Below are 15,653 nucleotides of genomic sequence, written 5' to 3'. Positions count from 1 at the left end.
GCATTTTAACCGGCAAGTGTTATTATGAATCATATAAGACAAATAGAAAAGTACGTACTTTTTTGTAATGTAGGAACTTAAAGGTAATATAGGTACAAAAAAGTTCCTATAAAAATGGAGGGTATTATGGAAAATAAAAAATATAATATATCAGTTGAAGCCACTTTAGAAGTAATCGGCGGTAAATGGAAGTGTGTGATTTTGTGCCACTTAACACATGGCAAAAAAAGAACAAGTGAATTAAAACGATTAATGCCAAATATTACGCAAAAAATGCTTACACAACAATTAAGAGAATTAGAAGAAGATGGTGTTATTAATCGCATAATCTATCAACAAATACCACCGAAAGTAGAATATGAATTAAGTGACTATGGAAAAAGTTTAGAGCCTATTTTAAATGCACTTTGTGAATGGGGAGATACTCATATCACAAAAATATACGGAGATAAGAACTTAATGCTGGAAGATAGTGTGTTAAATAAATAAAACATTATAGAGAGTGGACAAAGATGAACATCTTCTAATTTAGCTAGAAACCCCTTTTTTCCATTGCGCTGCAGCACCGGAGAGCAAGTTTTAGAACACAGTATCTTTAGGTGTAGAAGACAGGCTATATTATGAACCTACATTATCATCATGGACAATGCAGTGATAATGAAGCTTAGGTGCAGCCCCTGGAAGGCGAAGCGTATTCAGTCTGCGGGTGATGTCCACAAACCTTCTTTCTTTAAATAAAATAAGCCGAACAATTATCCGATATACCTAATAGTATCTTCGTATAATTGTTCGGCTTTATATTTGGCTGAAATCCTTGTGTACCACGTTTTATTAATGAACTAAATAGCGGATAGCTGTTTGTAATTGAATATCGTTTTCGTCTTTTTGTTTTTCTGTTCTAACAGCTTCCTCCAGCTTTGCAGCTGTTTTTCCATCTATTACACCAGTAACCTCCAGTGCATTTTTGCTTTGGAATGCTCTTACAGCTACTTCTGTTTGCGGACTATAATAGCCATCTTGCCTATCTGTTGTAAATCCTAAGCTTGTTAAAATTTCTTGTGCGTATTGAACCTGCTCATCATTATCCTCCAGCTTAAGTGAATCTACAATCTGCAAAGGATGGGTATGATATAAGTCCGTTTGCTCGACATCGATAGTGGGTTTTATTCCTTGTTTATGAATCCAATTTCCATCAGGAGTAAGCCATTTAGAAACTGTTAATTTGATTTCACTGCCATCATCCATTAATATAGGCTGTTGGACGGTTCCCTTTCCAAATGAATTTTCGCCAATTAGCGGATAACCAGCTCCCTCTTTTAAGGCAGCAGCTAAAATTTCGGACGCCGATGCACTTCCATTATCAATCAATACTACAACTGGATATTCCTTTTGTTTCTTCAAATCAGAATAAAACTGTTCACGATCTCCATTTCGATTCTCTACTTGCACATAAGGTTTTTTATTTGTTAAAAATTGTTCTACGATCGCATTTACACTTGTTAGCAAGCCACCAGGATTACCACGTACGTCTAAAATTAGACTTGAAATGCCATTCTTCTCTAATTTGTTTAATTCCTTTTCAAACTCACTTGCAGTATCTTTAGAAAATGATGTAATTTCTATATAACCAATCTTTTCTCCGCCATCTTTTTTGATATCAGAATAAACTGTTATTTGGGGTACTTCATCGCGGACAATTTCCATTTTTAATGGTTTATCGACTGTTGCTCGCTTTATTTCTAATTCTACCTTTGATCCTTTTTCCCCTCTGATTTGGCCGATAACATCATTAAGATCTTTTCCTTCTACATTTTCTCCATTTACCGAAATGATTTGATCTTGAGCTTTAATACCTGCTTTTTCTGCTGGAGATCCTTTTATTGGTGATACTATGATCATTTTATCCTCCTCTATACTAATTTCTGCACCAATTCCTTCAAAAGAAGAATCAAGAGCTTGTTCAAATTGCTTGGCAGCTTCTTGATCCATGTAAACAGAGTATGGATCCTCCAATGTAGCCAGCATCCCTCTTATTGCACCATCTTCTAACTTTTGCTTGTCTACATTTTCCACATAGTTTTGCAAGATTATTTGATAGGCTTTATCCAATTTATCAAGCGAACCAGCCTCCATTGTTTGATTATTTAATTGTTCCTCCTGTCTTTTTTCTAACATATTTATTCCTATATAAGTCATTCCTGATCCTGCTAATAAGGAGCCTGCCATATAAATAGCCAACCACTTCCGATTCATTGCAATCGTCCCTTCTTCTACCACGATATATTTATCCTTTTTTATGTATATGAAGGGCTCGGACAACTTATGATTGAAACTATTTTTTAAACAGGACACGTACCTATAAAGAAAGCTTGCATAGTATATAGAGTATTTTATGAGGAGGGGAACCAATGTTTTTTCACATTAAAGAGCTAGCCTATGAAGCAAAACCGGAGAGACCCGATCCAGTTTTCGCGAAAAAAATACAAGAACTAATTGGTGGACAATTTGGAGAAATGTCCGTTATGAATCAATATTTATTTCAAGCTTGGGGAACAAGAAAAAATGATAAATATCGTGATTTATTATTAGATACGGGAACAGAAGAAATTGGTCATATTGAATTATTATCAACCATGGTGGCAAGATTATTAGATGATGCGCCCGTTACCGAGCTTGAAACAGCAGCTGCAACAAATCCAGCAATGGCTGCTATTATTGGGGGAATGAACCCGCAGCATGCGATTGTTTCAGGACTTGCCGCAATGCCCAAAGATAGCGTAGGGGTACCTTGGAATGGAGGTTATGTAGCTGCAAGTGGAAATCTACTAGCAGATATGCGCGCAAATTTAAATGCAGAATCGCAAGGTAGACTTCAAGCAGTCCGGTTGTTTGAGCAAACCGATGATCGAGGCATAAAAGATATGTTATCATTTCTAATCGCCCGTGACACGATGCATCAAAACCAATGGCTTGCCGCAATTTACGAATTAGAGCAAAAAGAAGGCGTAGTTGTACCAAGCACTTTCCCTAGACATTTAGAAAAGACAGAAGTATCTTATCTCTTTCTTAATCATTCGATGGGAGACGAAAGCAGTAAGGGGAGATGGGCATCTGGACCAAGCATGGATGGCATGGGGACATTCCAATATGTCCGAGATGTACCACCATTTGGTTCTGCACCTAAATTAAAGCCTGCTCCTCCAGCTGAACATAATACTCCTCCTAATCTTAAATAGGAGACAATTTCATTCATAAAAAAAACGGAGCCAGTCGTAAACACTAGCTCCGTTTTTCCTTGAAGTAGAATAAATGCAATTCTTCTCTCCGAAATCCTCTCTTTATATCCCTTTCACTTGCAATACTCTCATTGCATTAAGAACGGCAAGTACAGTAACACCTACATCTGAGAAAACTGCTTCCCACATCGTTGCAATCCCAAATGCACCTAGAAGGAGAAAGATTGCTTTAACTCCTAGTGCAAATATTATGTTCTGCCAGACGATTCGACGTGTACGTTTTGCAACAGAGAGTGCAGTGGCTATCTTAGAAGGCTCATCTGTCATAAGGACGATATCTGCTGCCTCTATTGCTGCATCAGCACCTAAACCTCCCATTGCCATTCCCACATCTGCTCTTGCTAAAACAGGGGTATCATTAATACCGTCTCCAATAAAGAGAATTTTTTCCTTTGCTTGCTTATGCTGATCAAGCTTTTCGATTTCTTCTACTTTATGCTGTGGCAATAATTCTGCATGAACTTCATCTATTTTTAAAAGAGACCCAATCTTCGCGCCAACCTTTTGAGCATCACCAGTTAACATCACTGTTTTCTTAATTCCTTGCTCTTTTAGTAGTTGAATAGCTTTCTCTGCATCTTCTTTTATCTGATCAGAAATAACAATAGAACCGATGAACTCTTGATCTGCTGCCACATAAATAACTGTTCCGACTTCTTCGTTTGGTAAATAATTGATATTTTCTTTGATCATTAATTTTTGATTACCAGCTAACACTTTTTTTCCATCTAGCTCAACCAAAATTCCATGACCCGATAATTCTTGATATTCTCCTATGCGTTCCTCTATGATCTGTCCTTGATATGCTTTGCGAATGGATTCAGCAATTGGATGATTGGAATGCACTTCTGCATATGCTGCATATTCCAGCACTTCCTCTTCTGTAATTCTAGGTGCTGGGTGAATGGAGTCTACTTCAAATACTCCTTTTGTTAAAGTACCAGTTTTATCAAAAACCACATACTTCACATCATTTAAAGCTTCTAAATAATTGCTTCCTTTTACTAAAATTCCTTTTTTAGAAGCTGCGCCAATTCCGCCAAAGAATCCTAATGGAATCGAAACAACAAGCGCACAAGGACAAGAGATAACAAGAAAAACAAGGGCTCGATACAGCCAGTCTGAGAAAGTAGCACCACTTATTAAGAGAGGTGGTACGATAGCTAATAATGCAGCTGTTATTACAACTACCGGCGTATAATATCTTGCAAATTTAGTAATAAAGTTTTCGGTAGGCGCTTTGCGGTTACTAGCATTTTGAACAAGCTCCAGTATTTTCGTAACAGTTGATTCTCCAAAGTCCTTTGTCACTTCGATTGTTAATAAACCATGATTATTAATATAACCACTAAGTACCTCATTGCCAATTTCTATATCTCGCGGAATGGACTCTCCTGTTAAAGCGGATGTATCAACAGAAGAGCTTCCTTCTATCACTCGCCCATCAAGCGGGATTTTCTCTCCAGGCTTCACAATAATAATATCGCCAATGTTCACTTGCTCTGGAGATAGCTTCTTCAGTTCAGATCCATCTTTTACATTGGCATAGTCTGGTCGTATATCCATTAAGCTAGTAATCGATTTTCTAGAACGATTGACAGCTATCCCTTGAAATAACTCGCCTATTTGATAAAAAAGCATAACAGCTACTCCTTCAGGATATTCCTGAATGGCAAAGGCTCCTAATGTAGCGATAGACATCAGAAAATGCTCATCAAATATTTGCCCACGTAAAATATTTTTTATCGCTCTAAATAAAATGTCTCCTCCAACAATTAAATAGGCCAAAAAGAAAAGAGCGAATTCCATTATTCCGGTTAAAGGAGCAAAAAATCCAATTGCTGCAACAAATGTTCCCGCTACTAATCTTCCAACTAATCTCTTTATATTCTCTGTACCATGGTCATGGGAATGCTCATGACCATGACCATGTTCGTGATGATGCGAATGATCAGGAGATGGAGAAGTAGCCTTTTTCCTCTTTTCTACCATCTTCACATGTGGTTCTAGTCTTGAAATTGTTTTTTCCGCTTTTGCTAAAATACTCTTTTCTTCTATTTCATCCACCTGTAATTGTAATGTTTGTGTAGCAAAGTTAACCGTGCATTCTCTAACTCCATTAATGGATGCTATTCCATTTTCTATTTTCATTGCACAATTTGCACAATCTAAGCCTTCTAATATAAATTCTTTTTTCCGTAGCTGCTTCTCTTCCTCCATTCCTTTCCCTACTTTCTTTAAATTTAATTTATTATACACAATTGCTTCCACTCTTAATATATGAACAATTATTCATATACTCATATTTATATTATATGAATAGTCTAATAAAAGTGTCAATCTATTTTCTGATTTTTTATAAAAAAACCATTCAAATCTAGAGCAAAAAACCTCTAATCTGCAACGGCTATAAAAACACCCCTAAATCGTTAGATTTGATGTCTAACAATTTAGGGGCAGTACAGCATCTATCTATTATATAGAAGCATCTACAGTCTAGATAATTGGTATTTTTTTAATGATGTCTTGCGTGATCAATCATTTGTTTTAACACGCCCATTACATGCTCATCATCACAAGAATAAATCATCGTAGTTCCTTCGCGCTTATATTTAACTAAGCGCAAATTCTTAAGGAAGCGAAGCTGATGAGAAACCGTGGATTGGAGCATACTTAGGCTTTCCGCTATTTCATTAACAGAATGTTGTTTTTTTGATAATAGATGGAGAATTTTTATTCTGGTAGGATCTGATAATGCTTTAAACGTTTGAGAAACAATAAATAATGTTTCTTCATCCAATTCAGACTTATTTATGGGATTCATTGATTCCTTTTTCTCATTAAATTCGCTCATCTCTATTCTTACCCCTTCATTATTACAAACCTTTCCATCTATTATAGCATAGAAATGATTGCTTTCTGTAGTAACATGATTCTTGTTCAGCTCGGTTCTTACTACAAAAAACAATGGCGTTCATTTAATATGAACGCCATAAAGTCAGGTTATAGGAGAATAAAGAGATTATGTTTAACTCTCCTTATTTCGGATAAACTAATACTATACTAATCTATTACAAAGGAACAATTCCAACTGGGTTAATAGCATTTGATTTCGCTTGATTCCATGGTCCTTTATGCAATTCGAAATGTAAATGCTGACCAGTAGAATCACCTGTATTACCCATTGTACCGATTTGTTGTCCTTTGGAAACGACATCGCCAGCATTTACTAAACGACTGCCTTCTCTCATATGTGCATACACGGTTGTGTATTGTTGACCATTAATATAATGACTAATAAAAATAACTTGTCCATAACTGGTTGAAGGATATGATCTAATAACTACGCCATCAGCAGCTGCGTATATTGGAACTGTTCCAGTCGCTGCAATATCAACACCTGCATGGAAAGTACCCCAACGATGCCCTAGCCCTGAAGATAAATATCCTGCGCCTGCTGGTCGGGTAAAGCTGCTAGATGATACAGAAGTTTTTGGCTTGGATGCAGGAGAATTGCTTCCGCCATTAGATGAAGCAGTTGTCTTTGAAACTGCTTTGGAAGTAGCCTTTGTATTATTAGCCGCTTGTTTTTGTGCAGCCGCTCTTTCAGCCGCAGCCTTAGCTTCCTCTGCTTTTCGTTGTTTTTCTGCTTCTGCTGCTTGTCTTGCTAATTCAGCTTGTCTTTCCTTTTCTAACTTGATTGCTTTTTCCATCGCCACTTGTTGATCCTTCAATAACTGTTCTTCCTCTTCTAAAGAGAGCATTTCTGCATGAACGTGATTTTCTTCTTTTTCCAATTGAGCCATTAATTTATCTTTTTCTTTTTTCTCTGCGTTCAATTGAGAACTTAGTGATTCAAGATCAGCAAGCATTGTTTCAAGAGAGCTTAATTTTGACTTCAGCTCAGCTTTTGATTGTTCCAATAACTTTTTATCTGCTTCTTGTTCTTTAATGATTGTTTGATCCGCTTCTACGATTGTTGCTACTGCACCAACTCTATCAATGAAATCACTGATGCTTTGCGAACCCATTAACACATCTAGGTAATTAACCATACCACCCGTTTGTTGATAAGATCTTGCACGTTCCTTCAATAATTCATTTCTTTTTTCAATTCTTGCTTTTACTTCTTCAATTTGCTTCTCTAATTTTTTTACTTCTTCTTTCGTAGTGGAAATTTGTTCTTTTTTCTCTGTGATTTTCACTTGTGTACTAGAGATAGAAGTATTTATTCTTTTAATCTCTGTTTCTACTGAATCTTGTTGGGAATGGATATCACCTAATTTATTGGATGAATCATCTAGTTTTTTCTTTACGTTGCTATGCTTATTCTCAAGATTACTTTTTTCCTTATTCAATTCACTGAGTGAACCTTGGGCAGATACTGGTGATGCCGTAATAGATGTATATGCGATCATACTACTTACACTTAGTGTAGATACAAGTGTTAATTTTGCTAGTTTCTTTTTCATTTAGTACAAGCTCCTCCCCCGTATACCAATCGTTAAAATTGGTAAACCTGATGTTTTCTCTCTTTTTATAAGTTTTATTTCTTTAATCCCACGTCTAAACAATTGCCAATACATCTCTTTAAAGTAGCATTTTTTCCAATATAATAGCTTGAAGCACTGTAGTTCTCGCTCTTCAAGCTATTGACCATAAGACTAATTTATTTATCGACGACTACTTTACACTCTTAAAAACTTGCGGATACTCATTACGGAACCCCATATTCCAATCACCGCTCCCATTACTAGGAGTAACGTAGATACTTGGAATACAAATGGAGTATAATCCAAAATTTTAATATAGCTTCCTGCTAATTTTGCTTTTAAGAACTGATATGCATAGTAATATATTGCGCTAACCGCAGCTATCGGAATAATCGACCCTAAGAGGCCCAGCCACATACCTTCTAAGAAAAATGGCCAGCGAATAAACCAGTTAGTCGCTCCGACTAAACGCATAATTTCAATTTCTTTTCTTCTTGCTACAATCGTAATCTTAATTGTATTAGAGATTAGGAACATCGCTGTAAATAGCAAACCAATAATCAGGACAATTCCTACGTTTCTACTCATATTGATTGCGCTAAACAGCTTTTCAACCGTTCCTTGTCCATACCTTACTTTTGCAACATGTTCAAATTTCTCAATCTTCTTTACTACAGCTAATGTATCCTCTGGATCTTTCGTTTTCACCACAAATACGTCGTTCAACGGATTATCCTGTTCAAAGAGTTTAAAGGCATCCCCATCTTCTCCAAGACTGGTGATTAAGTTGTTCAATTCTTCTCCTTTAGGCGAGAAAATAACACTACCAACTTCAGGAATCGCCTTAATTTCTTCTTCTAGAGCGTTTTTTTCTTCTTTCGTTGCTGCCACATCAATATGCACTCTGATCTCTACATTTTCTTCAAGGGAAGTCGCTACATGATTTAAATTCATCATAATAACGAAAAATACACCAACAAGGATTAATGTGATCGTTACTGCGCTGACAGAGGCAAATGTCATCCAACCATTACGAAGAAGGCTTTTAAAACTTTCTCTTGTATGTCTCGCTACTGTTCTAGCCTTCATAGCCGTATTCACCTCTCGTTTCGTCCCTTACAATTCTGCCGCCCTCAATAGCAATAACACGATGCTTAATCGTATTAACAATTTCACGATTATGTGTTGCCATTACAATGGTTGTTCCTCTATTATTTATCGTTTCAAAAATATTCATAATATCCCATGATGTCTCGGGATCCAGATTACCTGTAGGCTCATCTGCAATTACTAGTTTCGGAGAATTAACGATCGAGCGCGCAAGCGAAACACGCTGCTGCTCTCCTCCAGATAATTCTGTTGGCAGCATTCTTGCCTTATGCTTTAATCCAACTAGCTCTAAAGTATCCATGACTTTTTTCTTTATATTTTTTGGGTTTTCTTCAATAACTTCTAATGCAAAAGCCACATTTTCAAATACAGTTAACGTAGGAAGGAGTTTGAAATCCTGAAAGACAACTCCCATGTTTCTTCTTAATAACGGAACTTTCTTATCTTTTAATTTTTCTAAATTAATACCATTTATTCGGATACTTCCTTGAGTGGGCTTTTCCTCACGATACATCATTTTTATGAATGTAGACTTCCCCGCACCACTTGGTCCTACTACATAAACAAATTCACCTTGATTAATCCTAACATTTATTCCATTAGCGGCTATTACACCGTTCGCATACTTCTTCATTACATTTTTCATTTCTATCATCTATTATCACACCTGAATTATTTTTTGTATGGATTATTGAAAAGCGAAGAAGGTACATATGAGTTTGAAAACATAAACGAATCACTGAAGAGTTATGGTAGAAGTGATTTGGTTTATGAATTTATCCTCTAGCAATAAGCTTTATTTCTTTCACTTATTCCTTCCACTCTTCCATATGATTCAAAAACCAAAATTCGACAAGTTTCAACCGACTAAAAATGACAATCTGCAAATAGTTGCAGGTTGTTACTTTTCTTACTTAAATTATTATAGCATCATAATACGACAAATTAATGTAAAAAATTATTACATTTTCTTTTCAAACATAACATAAAGTACTATCAATTTCATCATATGCCAACAATTCCTATTATTATAGTACTACAAATCGACCTATTTCCCCTTTATTTCTGTAATTTTTCTTGATAAATAGTAATATATACCTAAAAAATATACTGGGTATATCCAGTATTTACATAATGAAAGGGGGCGTTTTAGGTGTCCAAAAAAGTTCATAGAATTAATTTCATCTGCATTATAGGAGTTAAAAAGAAAATTCGACAAAAACAGGCTAGCTTTTTTTCCTATTTCTGTTAAAACCCACAAAAAAATATCTTTTTTAGTCCAATTCCCATTTCACGAATCAACTCTAAAAAAGATACTCTCATTAATTTATTTAAATCCTCTACCAAGAACCTCTGAAGCATCTGTTACAACAACAAAAGCTGTTTCATCGATTGATTGCACTAATTGCTTAAGCTTGATAAATTGGGATTGGTCTACGACACACATTAAAACAGGTCTTTCTGAATCTGTATAACCACCATGCGCTGTTAATCTTGTTACACCACGGTCAATCTTATTTAAAATCCCTTCTCTTACTTCCTCTTGCTTATCTGTAATGATTAAAGTCATTTTGGAACTGCCAAAGCCCACTTGAACAAAATCGATGGTTTTGCTCGTTACAAATAGGGCAATTAAAGCATATAAACCTTGTTCAATACTGAAGACGATAGAAGCGGTGATGACGATTACGCCATCGATCATAGCTACACATTTCCCTAACGAAATGCCTGTATATTTGTTGATAATTTGTGCGGCTAAATCTGTGCCGCCAGTAGATGCCTTGCCTCGAAAAACAATGCCAATTCCTAGGCCAATACCAATGCCCCCATATATCGCAGCTAATAATGGTTCATTGGTCCATGGCTCCAATCCTCTAGAGAGATACACAACAAATGGCAAGAATACGGTACCTATTAATGTTTTCACTCCAAAGTTTCTTCCTAATAATACAACCCCTAAAACAAATAAAGGAATATTAAGGGCCCACTGAACATAGGCTGGCTCCCAATGAAATACCGCCTTCGTAATAGTACTTATTCCACTTACTCCGCCAGATGCAATATTATTAGGTAATAAAAATAAATTAAAGGATAAAGCGACAAAAGCCGACCCTATTAGCACATAAATATATTCGCGCCATTTCATTTTTTTACACCTCTATTTTTTTGTCAGTTTATGTCATATTTTCACGGTGTTCTTATTCGACATCTTTATTAATGATAAAGAGTATAATCCAGAATATGACATGGTTTTAATATCAGCTTATTCTATAGAAAAAATCCACATGAAAAAGAGGAAGCGATGTACCTTTCCCCAGTTTTATGCTTCTAAAAAACAAAATGATTCTTCCAAGCAGAGAGTATATCATCTATTATTTGAAGTGTAAATGGTGGCAAATTAGCGTGGTAAAGCAGTGAAATAACGGGAATCATCTTCAGACGGGTTCGTTATTTTCCGTATTTATGGAAAGTTGGGATAGAATATAGGACCTCACATCAAATGTATGCGAGGTCTTTCTTTCAAGCTTATAAAATAAAAATCCAAAAGAGGAAGGCAAGTACAAAACGATAATAGGCAAAAGGAGCAAGTTTAATTTTATTGATTAGTTTTAAGAAGAATTTGATCGCTAATAATGCAACAACAAAGGCGGTGATAAATCCAGTCAAGAAAAGAGGAAGATCCTGTGGGGATAAATAATTCCAGCTTTCGAATAAGTCTTTTCCTGTCGCTGCTGCCATAATAGGAATGGCCATAATAAATGTAAATTCAGATGCTGATTTATGGCTCATTCCAGCAAGAACCCCGCCAGATAAAGTCGCTCCAGAACGAGAAAACCCTGGTACTAATGCAAAACACTGAAACATTCCTACTGTAAAGGCTTGCCGATAAGTAACCTCATCAAGTGTTTCTGCTGTAGGCTTACGTGGCTTCCATTTCTCAGCTGCAAGCATCAGTAAGCCGCCAATTATAAGGGTTATCACGACCGTTCCTGACCGAAAAAGCACTTCCTTAATAAAATCATAGAACAGGATGCCACCTACCCCAAACGGGATAATGCCAATTGCGAGATGAAAAATACTTAATGTCCCAACATCCTCTTCTGTCTGCCATTTTTTCATTCCAAGAATACTTAAAATCCGTCTCCAAAATACAAATACAACGGCAAGAATGCTTCCTAGCTGAATAATAATCTCAAATGTTTTTGCTTTTTCTCCTGTGAATTCCAGTAAATGTGCTACCAATATAAGATGTCCTGTTGATGAAACAGGTGCAAACTCGGTTAATCCTTCCACTATTCCTAATATAATAGCAATGATAATCTCCATGAAGCTCCTCCTATAAGAACAGTATGTGTAAAAGTGGCTATTAACGCCTGTCCATTTTAATATATTTTTTTACCTTCCTATCTAGAATCAAAAATAAAAAAATACCTGACTTCTTCTTGATTAGGAGAAGTCAGGTACTCTTTCACATCACTTTATATAAATAAATATGCCAATTGCTATTTTTTGATTCAAAGTCCTTCATAAAGGTGAGATTAGTTTCTGCTGCATTATTTATCGGAACGGCTGAGAGAATATATTGGCCACCCATCTCTTTCAACGCCTCAACATTTAGTTGTAAATGATTGATTTCTTTATTAGATCGCTTTGAGTATTGATAATTCTTGCCCAGTTCATCGACGAAAATATAGCATCTCCCGCCCCAGTCATCATAATAAGTTCTCAGTGCTTTATTTTTATCAAGCTCTGGCTCTATTATTTTCCTAAATTGAAGCTTGTAATCTAGTGGATAAATATTGCTGTAGGAATCAAGGGTATACAAGCCATTGTATTGTGCTATATTCGGATGAATACCGATGCTCACTACTCTATATTGGTCAAGCGGTTTTCCAATGTATTTCTTTATGTCAGTAAACTGATCTGTAGCAAAGTACGCTTTATAGCTTGGTTGATTTTTGTACATGATTTGTTCATTTGTTGGTACTAACACAAGTAATTGACCAATAATCAGTACATAGACTAACTTTCGTCCCATGTTACGGTTCTTCCATAACATTTTTAAGGTAAGAGCAAATAAAACATATATAATCATTGGGCGCAGATAATGGAAGCGCGCAAAATTGAAGCTTGTTAAAATACCAAACTTCTCTTTTAATGGCTGCCAGCCTTCAAAAAACCAAAAAGCATACCATGTGGATAAGACAATATTCAATAGGTGAAGACCTATGTAAAGTTTATTTTCTCGCCACTGTTTTTTCAAAAGAACAAAAAGTAATCCAATTATAGTCACCGGTAAAATAATATATTGATGAATGGTACGATCTTGATTATGACTGATGACATAATTTTTTCCTACAAGCTTTAAGGTTTGGACAAAATCCAACTTTGATTGGTAAAATACATCTCTGTTCGTTAATTCATCGGATATCGGGGCAATCATCGAAGCAACAAGGCGATAATCGATTGCCAAATAAACCATTGTCATATACAAAATAGCAAAAAATAAAGCCCAGTTGCTTTTTTTATTCCGCACAAAGTCATAAAGCCAGAACAGTCCCATGACAGCTAGGAAATAGAAAAAGCCGATAACAAAGGTGGAAAAGAAAGGAAGCAGCGTTAAAACGGCTAAATCTTTCCAGCTTCTTTCACCCTTATAAATATTCAGCATACTCCATAAAGCAAGAGGCATTCCAAGAATACTAAGCATTCCTGACGGCCAATAGGGTGTTAAGCTAAAGGCAAGCGCCACACCAATAGTTAAGATATAAGCTTTATTATGCTCTTCTTTCATCACATATTTTTTTAATAATAAATACATGCCAATAAAAGCAACAAAATGTGTTATTGCTTGGCAAAGGCCATAGGCAATGACTGGTGGCAAGAATTGAAATAGAAACACCATTGCATAATACTCTGAATAATAGGTGTCTCGTGAAAATTCCCCATTCATAATTTGTTCCACTGGTGTATGTAATGGCGAGAAGGCAATTCCGTTATCCTTCATCACCTCATACCAGCCTAAATTAGAATCTAGATTATCATGTACACGCATATGTGCATCTTCATTTAACACAAAATAAGGAAGTACCCATACGAAAATAATGGCAATTGCTATATAAAAAAACTTTCTTTCTCTTTTTAGATAATTCATTTGACGCTCCTAGAATTTTGTTGATATCTTTTTGGAAAAACAAAATATTTTTGTCCAGCATAATTTAACAAAGTATAGAAGCCACTTCCAAACAAAACGGCGATTTCATCGGTATAGGAAGCGAAAATGTTCCATTCACCAAGCAGCATTTCAACCAGCACTAATCCTGCTTTATATGCCAGCAGATAAGAGGCTAAAATTACGGCAATAAAGCGAAGTCCACTGCTTCCTAGAGCGGCATTGCTTTTGAATGTAAATCGCTTATTTAAAAAGTAGCTCACACATGCTCCTACTGCATTTCCTATAAAAGTTGCGGCCCAATAATCGAAATGAAAGGCGGTTAAGCATAAATAAATCATCGTTAAACCAATAAAAGTATTCATAAGACCAACTACTAAAAATATAAGAAATGATTTATCCTTCATCAAGATTGTACCTTTGATCTTTTTTCTATTTTTTTGCATAGATTGCTTTCAATAATATAACGTGGACGCTGCTTCACTTCTTCATAAATTTTTCCTATGTACTCACCAATTAAACCGATGCTCATTAGCATTAATCCACCAAGCAGCCAAACAGAAATCATTATAGAAGTCCATCCCGATTCTGTATGTCCCATAAATTTTTGAACAATGGCATATACACCAGCAAATACGCTAATAACAGAAAATAAGAAACCTAGTATGGTAATAAGTCGGATTGGCTTGACACTAAAAGAAGTGATTCCATCTAAAGCAAAAGCAATCATCTTACGGAACGGATATTTGGATTCTCCTGCAGCTCGTTCCTTTCGCTCATAATAAACCTTTGTTGATTTAAAGCCTAGTAAAGGGACAATCCCTCTTAAAAATAAGTTAGACTCTTTAAAGCGCAGCATTTCCTCAATCGCTCTTTTACTTAATAATCGGTAGTCAGCATGGTTATAAACAAGGGATAATCCCATTTTCTCCATTAAACGATAAAAGCCTTGGGCAGTATTTCTTTTGAAAAAAGTATCTGTTTCTCTCTTACTTCTTACCCCATAAACTATCTCATTGCCTTTTAAATACTCTATGATGAAATCTCTGATTACACCCGTGTCATCTTGAAGGTCAGCGTCAATGCTTATTACACAATCTGAAAACTTCACAGCCTCTTCCAAACCAGCTAATAGTGCCCGCTGATGGCCAAAATTTCTTGATAGCTTAATTCCACTAACTAAAGGATCAAACAAAGTTGCATTTTCTATTTTCTCCCATGTCGCATCTTTACTGCCATCATCAATAAACAATAATTGGCTTTGTTCACTGATTAAATTTTCTTCCATTAAATCGCGCAAAACAGTACGTAGATTCCCCATTGTCTGCTCAAATACCTCTTCCTCATTGAAACATGGTACCGCAATGGTTAATATTGTTTTTTGCATTTGTACTACCTCTTTTCTTTCCGTTTATTGCTCAAAATAAAATATCCCTTTTAAATTATCCCACTTAAGTAAGACGAACAAACTGTAGAATAGTTTCATAAATTGGAAAAAATTATATGAAAAATATGTAAAAAATAGTGAATAGCTAGTGATAACGGATACATTTTCCTGAACTCCCAATAAAAAAGGCCAAA

At 35.8% G+C, this 15,653-nt stretch carries 13 protein-coding genes; 2 read left to right on the top strand and 11 right to left on the bottom strand.

What is annotated here, in order from left to right; all coding sequences use genetic code 11:
* Nucleotides 1–126: 126 nt before the first annotated feature.
* Nucleotides 127–489, top strand: a complete 363-nt coding sequence (locus NiCM35_RS06050) for a winged helix-turn-helix transcriptional regulator (RefSeq protein ID WP_047943915.1) — start codon at nt 127–129, stop codon at nt 487–489.
* 342 nt (nt 490–831) lie between these two features.
* On the opposite strand, the gene NiCM35_RS06045 is transcribed toward NiCM35_RS06050, so the two are convergent.
* Nucleotides 832–2,253: a S41 family peptidase gene (locus tag NiCM35_RS06045; RefSeq protein WP_095330380.1), complete on the bottom strand. Its 1,422-nt coding sequence runs from the start codon at nt 2,251–2,253 to the stop codon at nt 832–834.
* Between the two features lie 155 nt (nt 2,254–2,408).
* Between NiCM35_RS06045 and NiCM35_RS06040 the strand changes: the two genes are divergently transcribed.
* A complete protein-coding gene (locus NiCM35_RS06040; protein ID WP_095330310.1) occupies nt 2,409–3,236 on the top strand; it encodes a manganese catalase in 828 nt (275 codons plus the stop codon).
* 102 nt (nt 3,237–3,338) lie between these two features.
* Here NiCM35_RS06040 and NiCM35_RS06035 read toward each other — a convergent pair whose 3' ends face one another.
* From NiCM35_RS06035 to NiCM35_RS05990, 10 genes are all read right to left on the bottom strand, one after another.
* Nucleotides 3,339–5,516: a heavy metal translocating P-type ATPase gene (locus NiCM35_RS06035; protein ID WP_433779063.1), complete on the bottom strand. Its 2,178-nt coding sequence runs from the start codon at nt 5,514–5,516 to the stop codon at nt 3,339–3,341.
* 295 nt (nt 5,517–5,811) lie between these two features.
* Nucleotides 5,812–6,150 (bottom strand): ArsR/SmtB family transcription factor, encoded by a 339-nt coding sequence (locus NiCM35_RS06030; RefSeq protein WP_095330309.1) that lies wholly within the window; start codon nt 6,148–6,150, stop codon nt 5,812–5,814.
* A gap of 217 nt (nt 6,151–6,367) precedes the next feature.
* The gene (locus NiCM35_RS06025; RefSeq protein WP_371470705.1) at nt 6,368–7,768 is read right to left on the bottom strand and encodes a murein hydrolase activator EnvC family protein; all 1,401 of its coding nucleotides are present in this window, start codon (nt 7,766–7,768) and stop codon (nt 6,368–6,370) included.
* A gap of 216 nt (nt 7,769–7,984) precedes the next feature.
* On the bottom strand, nt 7,985–8,878 hold the full coding sequence (ftsX, locus tag NiCM35_RS06020) for a permease-like cell division protein FtsX (RefSeq protein ID WP_095330307.1): 894 nt from the start codon (nt 8,876–8,878) through the stop codon (nt 7,985–7,987).
* Complete coding sequence (gene ftsE / locus NiCM35_RS06015; RefSeq protein WP_047943910.1) at nt 8,868–9,554, bottom strand: cell division ATP-binding protein FtsE; 687 nt, start codon at nt 9,552–9,554, stop codon at nt 8,868–8,870. Before ftsE ends, ftsX begins: the two co-directional genes overlap by 11 nt.
* Before the next feature lie 672 nt (nt 9,555–10,226).
* Nucleotides 10,227–11,045, bottom strand: a complete 819-nt coding sequence (locus NiCM35_RS06010; RefSeq protein WP_095330306.1) for a YitT family protein — start codon at nt 11,043–11,045, stop codon at nt 10,227–10,229.
* 380 nt (nt 11,046–11,425) lie between these two features.
* A complete protein-coding gene (gene bacA, locus NiCM35_RS06005) occupies nt 11,426–12,226 on the bottom strand; it encodes an undecaprenyl-diphosphate phosphatase (protein WP_433778933.1) in 801 nt (266 codons plus the stop codon).
* A gap of 142 nt (nt 12,227–12,368) precedes the next feature.
* Nucleotides 12,369–14,054, bottom strand: a complete 1,686-nt coding sequence (locus NiCM35_RS06000; RefSeq protein WP_303985403.1) for a DUF6044 family protein — start codon at nt 14,052–14,054, stop codon at nt 12,369–12,371.
* Complete coding sequence (locus NiCM35_RS05995; protein WP_095330378.1) at nt 14,051–14,479, bottom strand: GtrA family protein; 429 nt, start codon at nt 14,477–14,479, stop codon at nt 14,051–14,053. Before NiCM35_RS05995 ends, NiCM35_RS06000 begins: the two co-directional genes overlap by 4 nt.
* Nucleotides 14,479–15,459: a glycosyltransferase family 2 protein gene (locus NiCM35_RS05990; protein ID WP_095330303.1), complete on the bottom strand. Its 981-nt coding sequence runs from the start codon at nt 15,457–15,459 to the stop codon at nt 14,479–14,481. Before NiCM35_RS05990 ends, NiCM35_RS05995 begins: the two co-directional genes overlap by 1 nt.
* Nucleotides 15,460–15,653 lie beyond the last annotated feature (194 nt).

The organism is Niallia sp. M35, from assembly GCF_050971705.1.
Taxonomy (GTDB): Bacteria; Bacillota; Bacilli; order Bacillales; family Cytobacillaceae; genus Niallia; species Niallia circulans_A.
This window is presented reverse-complemented; position numbering and strand designations above follow the sequence as displayed.